This window comes from Aerococcus suis, assembly GCF_900176325.1.
In the GTDB taxonomy this organism is placed as follows: domain Bacteria; phylum Bacillota; class Bacilli; order Lactobacillales; family Aerococcaceae; genus Aerococcus; species Aerococcus suis.
Genome location: NZ_FWXK01000001.1, coordinates 44999 through 62286 on the forward strand (window position 1 = coordinate 44999; position 17288 = coordinate 62286).

The following is a 17288-nucleotide window of genomic DNA, read 5'->3' on the forward strand; positions in this document are numbered from 1 at the left end:
TCCCATTAAATGGTTGCAACACCGTTTAGCCATAACCCTAAAGTATGTCTAGAAAAAATCATACTATTACGAATAAAAAAATCAGCAACGACATTATTGGCTAAATAATTTTGAATGATTGGAAAAGTAAGTAATGTCATAAAGGCAAAAGCTAAAAAAACAATGAACCAGGCTTGAGTGACACCTGAAATGACACCAAATAAATAGTCAATTGAGCGTGGATAACGTAAATCTCTTTGATTTCCGACTAGGTGATTAATGAGTGCCACAATTAATTGTCCAATTAAAAATATAAAAATAAAAGCAACGGCTTGATAATAAACGGTATCCAATTGGGTCATCATACTATCAGGATAATAGGTAAATGACACATCTAAGCGTAATCCTGGGTATGGAACCCATAACGATAAAAATTTTGACATTGGTTGATAGAATAACCAAGCCATTAAATAGCTACCAATTAAACCAAGAAGTTTGATTAAGCTATACCCAGATCCTTTAGTAACATGTAAATAAATCGTAGCTGCAAAAATTAGCAAGATAATGATTATGGTCATAAGCCCCTCCATTAAGATCTAGGCGTTTGGCGTAACCGATTGAGCTGTTGTGATGCTTGACTCATTTCGCGTTGCAAACGTTTAGGATTATAAGCATGTGTATTCAACGGTGCCTGTTTTTTTGATGATTTTGATTTCTTTTCAACTGGTCGGTGTGTTAACATGGATGATTTCGTGGAAGATGATTCATCTTCTTTAGATTCTGATAATGACATCTCACTATCATTTAATTCAGTAACATCATCGCTAATTTCAGTCACATCGTCATCTGATGATTTCTCACTTTCAGAGTCTCGTTCGTATTCCTGCTCTAGTAGATGTTGACGTTCTTGTAACTGTTTATTTTGTTGCTTTAATTCGTCAAGTTCATCCGTTAGCGATTCAATTTGTGAATAGGCATTAATAGCTAGCAATACAACATGATCTTCGAAGGTACGTTCAGGTGCTTGAAATGCCAGTTTTTTTAAATCATCGTTAATCTTAGCACTTAGTTCTTTAACTTCAGCAGCTGTTTTATCAGCTCGAACAGTCACTTTTTTAACTCCAATATGGGTTGTAAATCGTCTTGTCATTTTTGCTTGTCATTCCCATCTATACATAGACTTTTCACTTGAATAGTAATGCTTATATTTTAGCATTTTATCAGTATTCTGACTAGTTTGTATATTAAATTGATAAACTCTTTCTTGCAAAGTCGCTGTAAGTAGTGTAAAGTGTTAGACTAGTACAAAGTAATTAATCATTTTGAGATAGAGGTGCGAAATAAATCAGTAAATACTTGAGCGGGAGCTGTGAGAGTATTGAAAGGGTATTTTGCCGAAGAAGGACGTTTGCCAAAGCAACCTTCTGGGCGTAAATAGAAGATATTTACGACTGTCACTACGGTGTTGCGCTATCCTGAATAATAGTATGATATGAAGAGATGCCGTCATTCGGTTTTATCTATGATGTCTGTCATATCAGGAAATTTTCGTCTATTCTTCAAGCCTCTACTCAATTTGCAGTAGAGGCTTTTTTTAGGAGGAATATTATGGAAAATAGTCATCATCGTCTCTATCACTGGTTTATCATGGCCTTATTATTCATCTTTTGCCTACATCCTGTTTCGACTCAAGCAAAAGAGATTGACAAATCTGTCGCATCTGGATTGGAAGATTCTAAAACCTTAAAAGTGGGAATGGAAGCAAACTATGCGCCTTTTAACTGGACCCAAACCGACGACAGTAATGGTGCCGTTCCAATCAGTAATTCATCTGGCGAATACGCTAATGGTTATGATGTGCAAATGGCCCGAAAATTAGCTGATAAATTAGGCGTCAAATTAGAAATTGTGAAACTTGAGTGGGACGGTCTACCACCCGCACTCGAATCTGGGAAAATTGATGCCATTATTGCTGGGATGTCTCCTACTGAAGAACGTTTAAAACAAATGGACTTCACTAATAGCTACTATAATTCTGATATTGTATTAGTGGTTGATAAAGATAGTCCTTACGCTTCAGCCAACAGTCTTGATGACTTTGCAAATGCCAAAGTTACTGGTCAACTAAATACCTTCCATTACGATTTAATTGATCAAATTCCTAATGTCAATAAACAAACTGCGTTAGAGGCTTTCCCAACTATGATTTCTTCTGTAATGAGTGGAAAAATCGATGCTTATATTTCCGAACGTCCGGGTGCTATGTCAGCAATCGCAGCTAACCCTGATTTAACTTATGTTTCTTTTGACGATAATAAAGGCTTTGATTTAAAAGATGTAACTACTGAAGTCGCTGTTGGTTTAAGAAAAGATTCGCCATTGGTTGATCCTATTAATGATGCTTTGGATACCATTTCTAATGATGAACGTGAAGACACGATGGAAGATATGGTCGATTTAAATGAACAAGACGAAGATCGTGGTTTTCTTGGCGATATCTCTAATATTTGGTCGAAATATGGCTCACAATTCTTACGTGGCGCTGGTAATACAATGTTTATTGCCTTGACGTCAACAATTATCGGATCACTTATTGGTCTTATTATTGCGATTATCCGTTCAATCAAGGTTGCTAAAACAGATAAAATCAAATATGTGTTGTATAAAATAATTGATTTCATTATTGTTGCTTATATTGAAATATTCCGTGGAACACCAATGATGGTTCAAGCAATGCTAATTTTCTATGGTTCAAAATTATTCTTTGATTTTGATTTATCTTCTATGGCAGCAGCATTACTTATTGTATCGGTTAACACTGGTGCTTATCTATCAGAAGTCATTCGTGGGGGAATTACTGGAATTGATAAAGGACAAACAGAAGCAGCTAAAGCGATTGGTATGAACCATTTTCAAACCATGACATCCGTTATTCTTCCCCAAGCTATTCGAACAACATTACCAGCATTAGGGAATGAATTTGTCATTAACATTAAAGATACATCTGTTTTAAATGTCATTGCGGTTACTGAGTTGTTCTTTATTACCAAATCAACTGCTGGATCAACTTATTTAACATTCCAAACCTTTTTAATCGCATCTATCATTTATTTCGTTCTAACCTTTACTTCTACTCGTATTTTAAATTGGATAGAGAAAAAATTTAACGATTCTGATACTTACCGGATTCATACATCATCAACAATCCCAGAATAGGAGGATACTTATGGCTCAAGAAACAATTTTAACGGTGACACATCTCGAAAAAAAATATACAGATAATTTAGTTTTACGTGATATTGATTTCGCTGTCTCTCCCGGAGAAGTCATCAGTATCATCGGATCTTCAGGTTCAGGTAAATCAACCTTATTAAGATGCTTAAACTTATTAGAAACGCCAACTTCAGGTGATATACGTTATCATGGCGAATCCATTTTGAATCCTAAATTTAACCAAAATCATTATCGCTCTCGAGTAGGAATGGTTTTTCAACAATTTAATTTATTTAAAAATATGACCGCTTTAGAAAACTGTGTGATTGGACAGATGAAAATCTTAGGCCGTTCGCGCGAAGAAGCTGAAAAAGTAGCCCTTAAACATTTAGAAAAAGTCGGCATGGCACCTTATCGTGAGGCTAAACCGCATCACTTATCTGGTGGTCAACAACAACGGGTAGCTATTGCTAGAGCATTATCGATGGATCCTGAAGTGTTATTATTCGATGAACCGACTTCTGCTCTAGACCCGGAAATGGTTGGGGAAGTTCTAGCCACGATGACTGAATTAGCCAAAGAAGGTCTTACAATGATTGTCGTCACTCACGAAATGGAGTTTGCGCGTGATGTTTCTACCCGTGTCTGCTTTATGGATAAAGGGGTAATCGTTGAAGATGGCCCTTCTGAAGAAGTCATTGACCATCCACAACATGAACGCACAAAAACTTTCTTAACTCGTTATTTAAATGAAAGAAAATAATCAAAAAAGGAGACGTTGCCAGATGCAACGTCTCCTAATTTTTATCTACAATTTTAAAGGCTATTTCCTACAAGAAATCTATAGTGATTAGTCTTGACTATATTTGCTTTCAATTCCACTAAACCAATATGAAAACATCACACCTAAAATAAACATTAACGCTGAGAAGACTAATGTCGTTGTAAATGATAATCCACTAGCTGCTAATCCCGTCGCCGTAAAGGCCGGGAAGACTACTGTTGGAAAAATAGCTAATGAAGAGCCAATCACCGTTCCTAAAATAAAATGATACATTTTAGAATAAAATTGATCAAATGCCCAATTAGCTACTTTTGCTAAACTTAATACACAAATCGCTAATCCTAGAGTTAACGGAATAATAACACCTAAATTAATTGAACTAATTCCAGCAGCCATTTTGTCGTATAAACCAAAGTAAATTAAGAAGTTACTTGGGCTCATACCCGGCACGATAACACCTAAACCAATTAATGCGCCAGAGAATAACCAAGCTAGAAAACTAGGTTCTACAGCGGTCAATGATTGTCCTCCTAAAATCATTAAGAAGAAGATAGCGAGAGCACTAAGCCCTAGAATGATAAAATCGATACCTTGACGCCCTTGTTTCCCTGCTTGTTTAAATAGTTGTGGTAATGTTCCCACCACAAATCCAATAAATAAGCATGTAAACATCGCTTGGTAATTACCAAATGCTTTCTCTACAACAACAGAAAATAAGATAATTCCAATAACGCCACCAATACCAACAGGAATAAAGTAAATTACATTTTTCCAGAAGTCTTTGGTGATATTACCTAAAAAGTTTAAGATTTTATCATATAAACCAAAAATTACGGCTAGAACACCACCAGATAAACCTGGTAAGATACCTCCAATACCGACTGCTGCCCCTTTGAATAAACGGAGTAACCAGTCCTTCCAATCAATTGTTTGCATATCGTTTCCTCACTTTCAAAATCTTATTATACACAGGTCCCTATTTAATTGCATCCTTATAAATTAAAGAATTTAATAAATTAAAACCAGGTAGCGAGTCCTCACTCACTATCTGGTTTTTACTTAGCGAACGCCGCCACCGGTACCGCCACCGAATGAGCCACCACCGCCACCAAAACTTGCTGAACCACCACTACCACTACTTAAGTTTGGATGAGCTTTCAAATATCCAGTAGCACGTGACTGGTCCATAAGGTGACTAATAATATAGTAATCAGTAAATGTCATTCCCCTATTATTAATAAATATGGATTCTTGGCGGTATTGTGGATACAATTTGGTAAATTCCTTCTCAACTTCATCTAAAATGCCTAAAGAAGCAGCAAATATCATCAATTCGTCCCAAATATAGACCTCACTCGCAGAACGTTCATTCAATAATGAATAATCTAATAAGTAGTTATAAAAACGAACGAGATTATCGCGAAGAACGAGTCCCTCTTCAGTGAGAGGAAATACTGACGAACTATTCGCTCTATCTAAATCTGATTCTTCTGATTTTTTCTTCGCTTGCAGTTGTTTAAATAAATACTGATGATTAAACATCCACATTTGACTTTCAGCTTCCAAGTCATCTAAATAACTTTCTAATTTTTGATAATGACGTTCTATATATTTTTTCAATCGTTTTTGTTTAATAATGCCATCATTATCACTTACCGCTTCTAATATTTTATAAAAACGACTAAAAGTTTCTGGAACATCAGTTTTTCCCGTTAACTGTAACTCTTGATGTTTTTCACCAGGAACCATCACTAAATACTCGTTAAACACAAACCATAAAATAGTGGCAGTTAAGATATTTTCAGTAATCTCAGAAGAGCCATCTTCAGAATAGCCATGACTCGTATTATGATCATCTAATGTCAATAATAAGATGCATCCTAGTTCAAATGATGGATACGGAAGTTCCCGATAATATTCACCTGATAATTGTTTTGATCGTTCCTCTAAGATTGGATAAACTTTTTTACGTTGCTTATACGCTTTACGGTAATTATATCCAACGACTCCTGCACTTATAAGGCCAATGCCTCCGATTGTTCCAATACCACCTATTAATAATTTTTCCCCTGTTGACATGGGATCTTCTGATACATTGGTTAATTCCTCTTGAGTCGCATCAGGATCATAATCATCGAAAGAGTAATGACTCCCTTCAAATGCTTCTTTTACATAATCATCAAAGGATTTATCCAATTGAAATTGAGTCGGAAATTGTCCATCAGGTAAACGAATCAATAATGTTAGATGGCTGCTACTCCCAAAAGGTTCTGAACTTTGTGCCAAAATCTGACCATCAGAAGTGAATTCTGCAGTCCCTTGATAACCAACCCCCCATAAACGATAATCTTGAGGAGTCAATTCCCCTTTGTCGCTATGAATCGTCAGTGTGACATTTTCAGGACTGGGCTCCATCTCATCAGTAATAAATTCCCAATAAATCATCTGATAAGTCGAGGTTTGTGCAATAAAATTCGTAATGTCATAGGAAATTTCATAAGTATTTTCACCATACTCACTAATTCCCCAGTTGAGTTCATTCTCATGTTGACCATATTGGTAAGCCTTCTCATCGAAGTCACCATCAATATCCCAGTTAGCAACCTCTGTCATTTCTTGGCCATTAATCTTCACTTCATAGTTTTCTATTGTTTGATTGGATTCTAAAGTCAGTGGTTTATATAATTCACTTCCTTCATCTAAGTCAGCTTGCCACTTTTCTACAATATGAGCAGTCCCTGATGATTGTAATTGAACATCAACAGAAACATTCGAAATTTCATTGGCAGACCCAATTGTTGGTATAAATATTATAAATAATAAGAAGACAACCACAACTCGTCCGAATTTTCGTAGCAACTTTCCTACCATTGAGGCATCTCCTGTTTTTCAGGTGTGGATTCAAAATAATCTTCTGGTTGGAATCCAGTCATCCCTGCAACAATGGAATTAGGGAATGATTTGATTAAGCGATTATATTTTGTCACAGTATCGTTAAATACCATCCGTGAGTGACGAACATTATTTTCATAATTATTCACACTAGCCATCGTATTTTGATAAACATCAGCAGCTTTTAAATTAGGATATTGTTCAACTACGACGTCAATCGCACGTAACGCTTGTTGAAAAGCACGATCATCCTTTTCAATTGTATCGACAGAAGAGTTTTTATTAACACCAGAGCGTTGGGCCACAATATTTGTTAATGTTTCTGATTCGTGAGTTTGATAATTTTTGGTGGCTTGAATTAAATTACTTAACGCATCCCAACGTGACTCAACTTGAGTCGCGATTTGAGCCATTGCATTCGTCACCATTTCTTTATGACTAATCATGCGGTTGTAAAGCTTAATTCCCCACACAATTAATAAAATTATAATTAACACAATTACACCAATGATAATAACTGTCGGCATGTCATCACCTTCCTTGTTTTATGGGCTTATTATACCTTATTTTAAAAACTTTTTTCAATTAGCGTCACAAGATAAAAAAATACTGGAGCAATCACAACTTTGCTCCAGTATAACGAATCATTAAATTGTTTCTTTATTATCTTGTCGTTTGCTATAAATATAACCAGCGACACTTACCACAAAACAGAACAATAAGAAGAATGGTAAGTAAGTCGGATTGGACACATATCCACCAATAATAATCACTAATGAACCTACAATAGCTAGACTTGGAACGACAATGCCCAACCATTTATTTGGAATCTCACCTGCTAAAGAGAGCTTAATCACTTCAACATATAATAAAATGTACCCAACATAGTTAAAGACAATTGCGATTTCACTAATATCTCCTGCACCTAGTAGTAGATTTTTTTGAACAAAGTAATGCACAATCATCCATACCATCGTTAAGCCAAAAGCAATTTTTACAGAAGGTAATGATAATCCACGACGGAAATTAATCCGTTTTACTTTTTCAGAGTTAGGAATAAATCCGCGCAACGCCATTGCTTGAGGTAGACGAATAAATCCTAAAGTTAATCCGTTAATAACCCCTGTGACCGCTAGTAAAATAAAGGCGGTTAAAATTTTATCTCCGGCAGATCCTAACAAGCGCATCCCTATCACACTGACAATGCCATCACCTAGAGTTAAAATATCATCAACGCCACCAATATTGACAATTCCAATAAAGTAAGCTAAGTAAATGGCTAAAACAATAATTGGGCCTAACAGCAAGGCTAACGGCATCGTACGATGAGGATTTTTAACTTCTGGTGCAATACTTGTGGCAACAATCCACCCTTCAAAAGAAAAAGCAACCGGAATCATAGCAGCAATCCAGCTAAATGACGATTGACCACTGGCAGCTACTGTTTCTGTCACTTGGGTAGTTTGTGAAGGATCAGCCCAAAAAAAACTAACTAACCCTATTCCAATTAAAGGAACTAATTTCCCAATCGTTGTTAAATTTTGGAAACGACCAGCCATCGTTGTTGATAGATAATTCATAGCAAAAGCACATATAATAAAAATAAGACCGATAAGCATTTCAAGCTCAAGATTGGATGGTAATCCTAATAGTTGTAAACTATATAAACCGGCTACCCAGGCCACTACAGATAAGATGGTTGGATAATAGACCGCTAAGTAAAACCAGCCAAACCCATTCCCAAATGCTTTTGAGATAAACTCATCAAAATAAGCGACGATACCACCAGAAGCATTCGTTCTTACCGATAATTGAGCAATCGTAATACTCCCTAAAGCCACACATAATGCAGCAATAATAAAGACTAGAACACTCAAAAAGACATTCCCATGAGTGAGGATTAAAATATTGTCAGCTTTAAAAAATATTCCTGATCCGACACAAATTCCGACAATCATCGAAATAGTCGTAAACAAACCATAATGTTTTTCTGGTTGTTCCATAACATACCCCGTTCTATTTATAAATTAAATGATCATGCATTAAATCTTAGCCATCATCTATTGAATAAAACTTACTATTGTATTGTAAGAATTAAATACACTAAGGTAGGAATTATATCAGTTCATACTGTCGTGTCAACCGATTATTGGCAAAAAAGCACTTTTTTATTATAATAAAAAGTATTTTGCAATACTATTATTTTTTGGAGGCCTTATGAAAATTTTAATTGATGGTGATGGTTCACCTGTTAAACAAGAAGCCATTTCAGTGGCAATGCTTTATGATATTCCTGTTGTCATTGTCACTTCAATTGCTCACTATACGTCACAACCAGATAATCCGCTAGTAACGATTCACTATGTTGAAAAAGGACCAGACTCAGCTGACTACGAAATCTTTAAACTGACAAATAAAGGGGATGTCGTCATCACACAAGATTATGGGTTAGCATCATTACTTTTAAATAAAGCTTACGTTATCCATCACAATGGGAAGGAATACCATAAGAATTCTATTGATACGTTACTAACCCAACGATTTCTTTCTCAAAAGGAACGTCTAAAGGGTCACCATACAAAAGGCCCTCGTCAATTTACCCAAAAAGATCGTGACTACTTTACCAATCAATTGAATCAACTCATTGAATGCATTCTCTTAACAAATAAACAATAATGTTTGCTATTAAGAGCGAATCTGTTGAAAAGTTTGTGAAAATCACGTACAGTAAGAATGTTAAAGACTGAGAAAGGTGGACATTATGCGCATTCATTTATTAGAACCCTTACGTGTACCAGAAGAAAAAATTAATGAGTTAGCTCAACCGTTAATTGATGCTGGCCATACGTTTAAATATTTTGATCAAAAAACAACCGATACTGATGAACTTATTGCTCGCAGTAAAGATGCTGACATTATTACGATTGCTAATAATCCACTTCCTGACGAAGTGATTGAAGCTAATCCTAACATGCAGTTAATTAATGTGGCTTTCACAGGTGTGGATCATGTGAATACGAAACTAGCATCTGAACATGATATTAAAGTGGCTAATGCTTCCGGATATGCGAATACTGCAGTTAATGAACTTGTTATCGGTTTAGTCCTAGGATTATATCGTCAAATCCCTAAAAGTGATGCTGATGTCCGCTTAGCCGAAGATTTCTCTGGTCCTTTCCAAGGCAGAGAAATAAAAGGTAAAACGGTAGGAATTATTGGAACTGGTAAGATTGGACTTGAAACAGCTAAATTATTTAAAGCATTTGGTGCTCACCTAGTCGGTTACAATCGCAGTGAAAAAGAAGCCGCTAAAGATTTAGGCTTAGAATATCTTTCACTTGAAGAAGTGCTAAAAACCAGTGATATTGTTTCTGTACACCTCCCTCTAAACGAAGAAACAAAAGGATTTATTGGGAAAGGACAATTAGATTTAATGAAATCAGATGCAATATTAATTAATGCGGCTCGTGGTCCAATCATCGACAATCAAGCATTAGCTGACAAATTAAATGCTGACGAAATTGCTGGCGCAGGTATCGATGTTTTTGATGGCGAACCTCCATTAGATTCAGATAATCCTCTGTTACATGCGAAAAATGCCTTATTAACTCCACATATTGCCTTTTTAAGCGATGAATCCATGGATATTCGAGCACAAATTGCATTTGATAATATTCAGGCGTTTATCGATGGTCATCCACAAAATCTAATGAATTAAGGTGAATTTAGTGAGTAAAAAAATCAAAACTAACGCGATGCGTTTGTTAGACCAACAAAAAATTTTCTACGATGTCTTTACATATTTCGGTGACGATGTCGACAATGGTGTCGACGTTGCTATTAAGATGGGAAACGACCCTAAACAACAATTTAAAACCTTAGTAACAGAAGCGAAATCAGGTAACCATTATGTTTTCCTTGTTCCTGTAGAAGCTAGCTTGGATTTAAAAGCAGCTGCTCAAGCGGTCAATGAAAAAAATGTCCATATGATTAAGGAAAAAGAGTTAGAGCCGCTCACTGGCTATGTCCATGGTGGTTGTTCCCCATTAGGAATGAAAACTGATTTTCCTGTTACAATCGATCAATCGGCTGAAAATTTTGACGCGATTATTTTCAGCGGTGGTAAAGTCGGATTAGCCATTTCTGTCGCTTTAAGCGATTTACCTCAGGCGATTTCTGACTTGAATTTCGCTAATATTGTAACTTATTAATTGCCAAAAGGAGAAAAAACAAAAATGACAATTAACATTCGCCCATATCAAGAAACAGATTTCGATGCTTTGCAAGAAATGATTACTGAAACTTGGTACGCTGGCAATTATAAACTAGACCCTGACGCAACTAATACTTTCTCTGCGTTTGATACGAACTTAAGATTACATGACAGTTCTTTTGGGCTAACTGCTGAAGAAGATGGCAAGGTATTAGGTGTGTTCTTCGGAAATATTAAAAACCAAGAAAAAACATTAAAAGAAAATATTCAAATTGATTTTGAAGACGTGTCTACGTTTGCAATTGACGATAATCCCGTTAAACGTGACGTTTTAACCCAATTAACGAATGAAATTCATGCCAATCGTTATCTTGATGAACATCATGGTAGTCAACCTGATGCCGTTATCGAACTTTTCATTCTTAGTCCTGCTGCCCGCGGAAAAGGAATTGGTGGAAAATTATGGGAAAACGGCTTACAAGTCTTTGCTGATCATGATGTCAAAGATTACGTTTTACATACAGACTCTGATTGTGACTATTCATTCTATGATCATAAAGGTTTAACACCCGATAAATCGTATAGTTATTCTACTGATCCAAAATATAAATATTTCTTATATGCTGGTGAAATTAAATAATAATTAATGAAAACCTCCCACTTAACAGTGAGAGGTTTTTCTTATTTATTCATATAATCAGAATAAGCGTCTTCCCAATAGTGGTTATCTTCATCAGTGATTGCTCTTAATACGCGGCAAGGATTACCGACTGCAATGACATCTTCTGGAATATCCTTAGTGACAACAGAACCAGATCCAATAATTGAGCGACTACCAATCGTCACACCCGGATTCACTGTCACATTCCCGCCAATCCATACACTATCTCCAATGGTAATCGGCTTCGCATACTCTACTCCAGTATTACGAATATCAGCACTTATTGGATGACTAGGTGTTAGTAAATGAACATGTGGGCCTAAGAACACATGATTTCCGATAGTAATCGGCGCCACATCAACAAATGAGCAGCCATAATTACTATAAAAATGATCCCCTATTGATACTTGCTTGCCATAGTCACAATAAATGGGTGCTGTGACTTCAGGATTCTCCCCTACTCGACCAAACAACTGGCGAATCATTGCTTCTTGCTCTTCATTTTGATGAATTGACAATTGGTTATATTGTTTCACCAATTCTTGGGCATCCTGCATCTCCTGCTTCAACTCAGAATCAATTGTATATAGCTCACCCTTAAGCATTTTCTCCTTTTGCATAAAAAACTCCTTTATCTTTTTTACTCTCATTAACCAACCCTATTCTAGTAAAAAAATTTAGTTAACTTTCTTTCGGCATTTTACGATAAAACTATTCATCTTTTAATTTTGCTTCCAATTTTTTACTAACATACTTTCTAATAATAAATACCACCACTAAAATACCAAATAAAATATAATTCATTTTTAACCTCTAAATCAATTACTAACTATTTCCTAACACACATTCTTAATCCTTATTGTCATCCTTTTCAATCGCAAAGATTAGTAGCAAGATGACTGATAAAAACATATGAGGGAAAATCAACGACGTGAGTAAGAACCCTATGATGTAAACGAACCACGAAGAATCTATTTTATACTTACCAAATTTCATAGAAAAACTCCTTCGTTTTATAGTCGCTGTACATAAGTCTTCATTCTCTTACCGGCATTTTCTCTTTTAATCAAGTATACACTAAAAAATTAAATTACTATAAGCCCATATTAATTAGCCATTGTATTTTAAATAAAAAGAGACTATTATTTTGATAAAGTAAGTGTAACAGCATTTATTTAAGCACTAACTATTCGAACTATAGAAAGGTAATCTTAACGATTAATGGGTATACGATGATGAGTGAAAACATTTTTATGCTAGGATTTTTTCTATTTTTTTTTATTCTTTTCGATTTAGTTATCTATTCGATTTATTTACTTTATAAGAAAAAATTTCACCTAAAAATTGGTATTGCCCTGCTGATTAGTTTCTTACTAATGCTACTGTGTTATTCAAAACTATCCAGCACAACGGATACCAATCCCATCGTATTCAATGATGCTTATCAAACCGCTACGAATTTAAAGGAATCTATCGATATCAGTAATGCGACCGACTATCAACCTAAAACATCACAATTCAAAAAAGGCAATCAAGAAACCATAAAAGTTATTCCTGTTACCAATCATACGTTTGTGTGTGTCGGTGAGAACAAACAGGTTTCAGGTATCACGAGTTTATATATTGATAAAGATGAAGCATTGACACTGACAGATAATATTGACTCAAAACTCTCACAATACATTCAAAATCATTTTGAACAGAATCAAGAGATTTCTAATGCATCTGTTAGTGACTGGAATATTACCCTTGAAAAAGCAAATACAGAAGACTATCCAAATCTATCTTTGTATCATCTATATCTTACACCTCAACAAGTTAAAAAATAGCATGTCTTTCCTTCTATATTTCAATAATAATGATAATATTAGATACGAAACTAGAAAAATTAGAAATTGCCTATCGATATCAAGTAGAATCTATGCGTGAAAAAGAATTATTAAAAGCTCAAAAAGAAGAAATTAAAGAGCAACAATGCGCAGAAAAAGAACTTTAAAGTAAAAATAGCCAAAAGCAACCTGATATATGATTGCTTTTGGCTATTTTTTATATAAAAGGCACTAAAAAATCGACTACTTCAAAAACAGACCAACCTCTTAGAAAACGGTCGTCAAAAAGTAGCCGATAAGTTAATTCATATGTTTAAACTGTTAGTCCCAAACGAAATAGAGACTATTATTCCCACTCTTCTTTTCCAAATGTACGATAAATCTCAAACCATTCAAAATACTGGATTCTATTTTTTAGAGTATCACTAAATCCATCTAATTATAGAACATTTTCAATTTTTTTGTCCCGTCCCAGTCCCAGTACCAGAGAAATATTGTTTTAATATAATATCTCTTTTTGTCTTCTAAGCTATTAAAAGCAAAAGAACAAATAAGGAGTCAAGATAAGGAAAAAAAGTCCATATTAGGGCAAATAAAAAGCTTTAAGACAGACGAAAAAACTAAATCAAATAAGAAAGACCATAGCAAAGATACAGAGAGATAAATATCGGCAGTCTTCGGACTGCCTTTATTTTTTTTTTGCTAAGTTTAACGCAGTAAATCATATAATTGAAAGGAATCTGTATTATATGCTCTCATTAGATAGTTAATCTATACATTTAGAAAGGTAAAATATAGAATTGGAGAATGATATGGGATTTTCATATAACAAATTATGGAAGTTATTAATAGATAAAAATATGAAAAAAACAGACTTAAAATGTGCAATCGCAACAACACCCAAGATAATAGCAAAAATGGGAAGAGACGAAAATGTAAGTCTAGAAACATTAGGAAAGATTTGTGAGTATTTTCAATGTGATATTGGAGATATTATTGAATGTAAGTCAATGGGAATCAAGTATGATAACGGAATTTGATAGTATTCCATATTCAAATGCTGGTAGAGGGCTACAATGCTTACTAAAAACTGAGCTTGCTTTAAATAATATTAATACAAATAAAGATAAAATTATTTTAATTGAAGAGCCAGAAAACCATTTGTCATATTCTAACATGAATAATTTAATTGATATTCTACAAGAAAATAGTATTAAGGAATCTAGTCAAATAATTATTTCAACTCATAGCAGTTTTGTTTTAAATAAATTAGGCTTAGAAAATTTAATACTTTTATCAAACAAAAAAAGCTCTAAAATTACAAATTTAAGTAGTGATACAGAAAAATATTTTAAAGCTATTTCAGGATACGACACATGTGGAGACGGTGGTATTATTGTCAAGAAAATATAATAACAAGCTATAAAACTGCCGAAATAGGTGGCTTTTAGGATTTTAAAAGAAATCAGTTCTATAATAAATTAAAAATCGTGTTGGTAGAAAAATCATCTACTTCTACCAACACGATTTTACAAAGAGCCAGTACTTACATCTCTTTTTCTCCTGTAAAACTATTGTATCTTGATACTTTAAGGAGTTTTAATTATTCTATATGTTAATTGTCATTTTTTCGGATCTAATCTTAATAAAATAGCATTAATGGCGACGATGACTGTTGACACAGACATTAGAATTGCTCCTAATGCAGGGCTTAATGTGATACCAATAGGAGCCAAAATTCCTGCAGCTAGAGGGATAGCTATAAAGTTATAGCCGGCTCCCCAAAAGAGATTTTGTTTCATTTTACGAGTTGTTTTGTGTGCTAATTCAATGAATGATTCAATATCTCCTGGATCAGATTGAGTCAAGATGACATCAGCTGAATCCAATGCCACTTGGGTTCCAGCGCCTATAGCTATACCAACGTCTGCTAAGGCAAGAGAAGGGGCATCATTAACACCGTCACCTACCATGATAACTTTCTTTCCACGATCTTTAAGTGTTTTAACTAACTCATATTTGTCTTGTGGAGATTGATTTGATCTATATTCAATCTCTAAATCTTCTGCCGCTCCTTGAGCTGCTTTTTCATTATCACCTGTTGCCATAATTGGCTCTATATTGTTATTTTTAAGAGCTTCTATTAACTTTTTACTGGTTGCTTTTAATTCATCCCCCAAAGCTACAGCACCAATGGCATCATCGTTTTCTACTAAGACACTGAGGGTTGCTCCTTTTGGAATATCCATATCTAGATTACGTCCGTATGCTTTTTGACTGATTAATTGGTATTGGTGCCCATTAGCTTTACCTTCTACGCCAGCACCGGAAATTACATCAATGGAATCAAAGGATACTGGACTTATACCTTCTTGGTCGGCGAAGCTTATAATTGATTGAGCAATCGGGTGACTAGACCCTCCTTCAATACCTGCCAATAGTGAAATTATTTCTTCTTTTGTATATTTTTCATTAAAAAGTTCAACATCTAATACTTTAAACTCACCTGTTGTTAAAGTACCTGTCTTATCTAAAATCATCACATCTGCATCTTGAGCTATTTCTAAAGATTCTCGGTCTTTTACTAGTAAGCCACGACTTGCCCCTAAGCTTGTGCTACGAGCGGTTACCAATGGAATAGCTAGACCCAAAGCGTGAGGACAAGCTATAACTAATGTTGTGATAGCAAATTTTACTGCCGTTGGGATGTCCGCTATAAGCGTCCATACTACAAAAGCTATTAGCGCGACAATGACCGCAATATAGAAGAGCCACCCTGCAACCTTTTGAGCAATATTTTCTGCTCTGGAAGGCTGACTTTGAGCTTGGCTGATTAAATTCTGAACTTGAGAGATGAAGGATTGATCACCTGTCTCATTCACTTTAATATAGAGAACCCCTTCCCCATTTGTTGAGCCTCCGATTACTTCATCTCCAGGACCTTTTTTAACTGCTTTTGATTCTCCAGTCAAAAGAGCTTCATTTAGACGTGATTCGCCACGCTCGATAGTTCCGTCTGCTGGCACATTTTCTCCAGCTTGAATTCGAATTAAATCACCTACCTTTAAGTCAGCAACTGGTCGTGTTTCTATTGAATCGTCATCTAATACTACGTGAGCATCTTTTGGTACTAGCTTAGCCAGTTCTTCTTGTGCATCTCCTGCTTCTCCAATAGCTTTCATCTCAATCCAGTGACCTAATAACATGATTAATAATAATGAAGCAAATTCAAAGAAAAAGTCCATCACGTGTTCACCCGTTACGTAGGTAATGATAACAGCATAAATACTGTATAAATATGAAACACTTAAACCTAAAGAAACGAGAGCCATCATTCCAGGTTCTTTTTGTTTAAATTCGTCAAGTGCCCCTTGATAGAATGGACGTCCACCATAAATAATTAATATAGTAGATAAAATAGCTACTACAATATCAGAATATGGAAAAGTAAACTGGAATGGTAGGTCAAACCCAGCCATAGGGGATAAGAGCATAATAATGATTCCTATTGGCAATGATTTTAAGAAAAGTTCCCTAAAGTTTCCATGATGGTGATCATGCCCATTGTGCCCGCTGTGATCATGCCCAGCATGATGTTCTTGATGTTGATCCTTATGGTCTCCATGTTCTTCCGTGCTTACGTGCTCATGTTTTGAATGATCCATGTCGCCATGATTATGGTGACTGTGGGATGAATGTTCGTTGTTATTGTTCATT

17 protein-coding genes and 1 riboswitch are annotated in these 17288 nt (G+C 35.1%); of the genes, 9 read left to right on the forward strand and 8 right to left on the reverse strand.

Annotation, left to right across the window (positions count from 1 at the left end):
- Window positions 1-5: 5 nt before the first annotated feature.
- Both B8955_RS00250 and zapA read right to left on the reverse strand, forming a co-directional pair.
- On the reverse strand, window positions 6-557 hold the full coding sequence (locus B8955_RS00250) for a CvpA family protein (protein ID WP_159444399.1): 552 nt from the start codon (window positions 555-557) through the stop codon (window positions 6-8).
- An 11-nt stretch (window positions 558-568) separates the two neighbouring features.
- Complete coding sequence (zapA, locus tag B8955_RS00255; RefSeq protein WP_143238303.1) at window positions 569-1129, reverse strand: cell division protein ZapA; 561 nt, start codon at window positions 1127-1129, stop codon at window positions 569-571.
- A gap of 170 nt (window positions 1130-1299) precedes the next feature.
- A riboswitch (Lysine riboswitch) is annotated at window positions 1300-1460 on the forward strand.
- Between the two features lie 127 nt (window positions 1461-1587).
- Between zapA and B8955_RS00260 the strand changes: the two genes are divergently transcribed.
- Window positions 1588-3195 (forward strand): ABC transporter permease subunit, encoded by a 1608-nt coding sequence (locus B8955_RS00260; protein WP_407639087.1) that lies wholly within the window; start codon window positions 1588-1590, stop codon window positions 3193-3195.
- A 10-nt stretch (window positions 3196-3205) separates the two neighbouring features.
- Window positions 3206-3955: an amino acid ABC transporter ATP-binding protein gene (locus B8955_RS00265; RefSeq protein WP_084097677.1), complete on the forward strand. Its 750-nt coding sequence runs from the start codon at window positions 3206-3208 to the stop codon at window positions 3953-3955.
- Window positions 3956-4042: 87 nt separating this feature from the next.
- On the opposite strand, the gene B8955_RS00270 is transcribed toward B8955_RS00265, so the two are convergent.
- The 4 genes from B8955_RS00270 to B8955_RS00285 all read right to left on the reverse strand — a co-directional run bounded on the left by B8955_RS00270 (window position 4043) and on the right by B8955_RS00285 (window position 8871).
- Window positions 4043-4912: a DUF368 domain-containing protein gene (locus B8955_RS00270; protein WP_084097678.1), complete on the reverse strand. Its 870-nt coding sequence runs from the start codon at window positions 4910-4912 to the stop codon at window positions 4043-4045.
- 123 nt (window positions 4913-5035) lie between these two features.
- Entirely contained in the window at window positions 5036-6847 is a 1812-nt protein-coding gene (locus B8955_RS00275) for a DUF2207 family protein (RefSeq protein WP_084097679.1), read from the reverse strand.
- Window positions 6841-7395, reverse strand: a complete 555-nt coding sequence (locus B8955_RS00280; protein ID WP_084097680.1) for a LemA family protein — start codon at window positions 7393-7395, stop codon at window positions 6841-6843. The genes B8955_RS00275 and B8955_RS00280 overlap by 7 nt, the downstream gene beginning before the upstream one ends.
- A 120-nt stretch (window positions 7396-7515) precedes the next feature.
- Window positions 7516-8871, reverse strand: a complete 1356-nt coding sequence (locus tag B8955_RS00285; protein WP_084097681.1) for an APC family permease — start codon at window positions 8869-8871, stop codon at window positions 7516-7518.
- Window positions 8872-9085: 214 nt separating this feature from the next.
- Between B8955_RS00285 and B8955_RS00290 the strand changes: the two genes are divergently transcribed.
- From B8955_RS00290 to B8955_RS00305, 4 genes are all read left to right on the forward strand, one after another.
- Window positions 9086-9544, forward strand: a complete 459-nt coding sequence (locus tag B8955_RS00290; protein WP_084097682.1) for a YaiI/YqxD family protein — start codon at window positions 9086-9088, stop codon at window positions 9542-9544.
- Between the two features lie 85 nt (window positions 9545-9629).
- Window positions 9630-10586 (forward strand): 2-hydroxyacid dehydrogenase, encoded by a 957-nt coding sequence (locus B8955_RS00295; protein ID WP_084097683.1) that lies wholly within the window; start codon window positions 9630-9632, stop codon window positions 10584-10586.
- A 10-nt stretch (window positions 10587-10596) separates the two neighbouring features.
- Window positions 10597-11079, forward strand: coding sequence for a Cys-tRNA(Pro) deacylase (gene ybaK, locus B8955_RS00300; RefSeq protein ID WP_200804246.1), 483 nt, complete (start codon window positions 10597-10599; stop codon window positions 11077-11079).
- 24 nt (window positions 11080-11103) lie between these two features.
- Window positions 11104-11721, forward strand: a complete 618-nt coding sequence (locus tag B8955_RS00305; protein ID WP_084097684.1) for a GNAT family N-acetyltransferase — start codon at window positions 11104-11106, stop codon at window positions 11719-11721.
- Between the two features lie 41 nt (window positions 11722-11762).
- Here the strand turns inward: B8955_RS00305 and B8955_RS00310 are convergent, their stop codons facing one another.
- Entirely contained in the window at window positions 11763-12362 is a 600-nt protein-coding gene (locus B8955_RS00310) for a sugar O-acetyltransferase (protein WP_084097685.1), read from the reverse strand.
- A gap of 615 nt (window positions 12363-12977) precedes the next feature.
- On the opposite strand from B8955_RS00310, the gene B8955_RS00315 reads away from it, so the two are divergent.
- The 3 genes from B8955_RS00315 to B8955_RS06960 all read left to right on the forward strand — a co-directional run bounded on the left by B8955_RS00315 (window position 12978) and on the right by B8955_RS06960 (window position 14984).
- Entirely contained in the window at window positions 12978-13571 is a 594-nt protein-coding gene (locus B8955_RS00315; protein ID WP_143238305.1) for a hypothetical protein, read from the forward strand.
- An 812-nt stretch (window positions 13572-14383) separates the two neighbouring features.
- Window positions 14384-14611, forward strand: coding sequence for a helix-turn-helix domain-containing protein (locus B8955_RS00320; protein ID WP_084097687.1), 228 nt, complete (start codon window positions 14384-14386; stop codon window positions 14609-14611).
- Window positions 14595-14984, forward strand: a complete 390-nt coding sequence (locus B8955_RS06960; RefSeq protein WP_234983487.1) for an ATP-dependent nuclease — start codon at window positions 14595-14597, stop codon at window positions 14982-14984. Before B8955_RS00320 ends, B8955_RS06960 begins: the two co-directional genes overlap by 17 nt.
- A 209-nt stretch (window positions 14985-15193) precedes the next feature.
- Here B8955_RS06960 and B8955_RS00330 read toward each other — a convergent pair whose 3' ends face one another.
- Complete coding sequence (locus tag B8955_RS00330; protein ID WP_084097688.1) at window positions 15194-17287, reverse strand: heavy metal translocating P-type ATPase; 2094 nt, start codon at window positions 17285-17287, stop codon at window positions 15194-15196.
- Between the last annotated feature and the right edge of the window lies 1 nt (window position 17288).

Bases quoted from the DNA above. Each gene is read 5' to 3' on its own strand.
- B8955_RS00250 (WP_159444399.1), bottom strand. From the start codon at position 557: ATGACCATAATCATTATCTTGCTAATTTTTGCAGCTACGATTTATTTA.
- zapA (WP_143238303.1), bottom strand. From the start codon at position 1,129: ATGACAAGACGATTTACAACCCATATTGGAGTTAAAAAAGTGACTGTT.
- B8955_RS00260 (WP_407639087.1), top strand. From the start codon at position 1,588: ATGGAAAATAGTCATCATCGTCTCTATCACTGGTTTATCATGGCCTTA.
- B8955_RS00265 (WP_084097677.1), top strand. From the start codon at position 3,206: ATGGCTCAAGAAACAATTTTAACGGTGACACATCTCGAAAAAAAATAT.
- B8955_RS00270 (WP_084097678.1), bottom strand. From the start codon at position 4,912: ATGCAAACAATTGATTGGAAGGACTGGTTACTCCGTTTATTCAAAGGG.
- B8955_RS00275 (WP_084097679.1), bottom strand. From the start codon at position 6,847: ATGGTAGGAAAGTTGCTACGAAAATTCGGACGAGTTGTGGTTGTCTTC.
- B8955_RS00280 (WP_084097680.1), bottom strand. From the start codon at position 7,395: ATGCCGACAGTTATTATCATTGGTGTAATTGTGTTAATTATAATTTTA.
- B8955_RS00285 (WP_084097681.1), bottom strand. From the start codon at position 8,871: ATGGAACAACCAGAAAAACATTATGGTTTGTTTACGACTATTTCGATG.
- B8955_RS00290 (WP_084097682.1), top strand. From the start codon at position 9,086: ATGAAAATTTTAATTGATGGTGATGGTTCACCTGTTAAACAAGAAGCC.
- B8955_RS00295 (WP_084097683.1), top strand. From the start codon at position 9,630: ATGCGCATTCATTTATTAGAACCCTTACGTGTACCAGAAGAAAAAATT.
- B8955_RS00305 (WP_084097684.1), top strand. From the start codon at position 11,104: ATGACAATTAACATTCGCCCATATCAAGAAACAGATTTCGATGCTTTG.
- B8955_RS00310 (WP_084097685.1), bottom strand. From the start codon at position 12,362: ATGCAAAAGGAGAAAATGCTTAAGGGTGAGCTATATACAATTGATTCT.
- B8955_RS00315 (WP_143238305.1), top strand. From the start codon at position 12,978: ATGAGTGAAAACATTTTTATGCTAGGATTTTTTCTATTTTTTTTTATT.
- B8955_RS00320 (WP_084097687.1), top strand. From the start codon at position 14,384: ATGGGATTTTCATATAACAAATTATGGAAGTTATTAATAGATAAAAAT.
- B8955_RS06960 (WP_234983487.1), top strand. From the start codon at position 14,595: ATGATAACGGAATTTGATAGTATTCCATATTCAAATGCTGGTAGAGGG.
- B8955_RS00330 (WP_084097688.1), bottom strand. From the start codon at position 17,287: ATGAACAATAACAACGAACATTCATCCCACAGTCACCATAATCATGGC.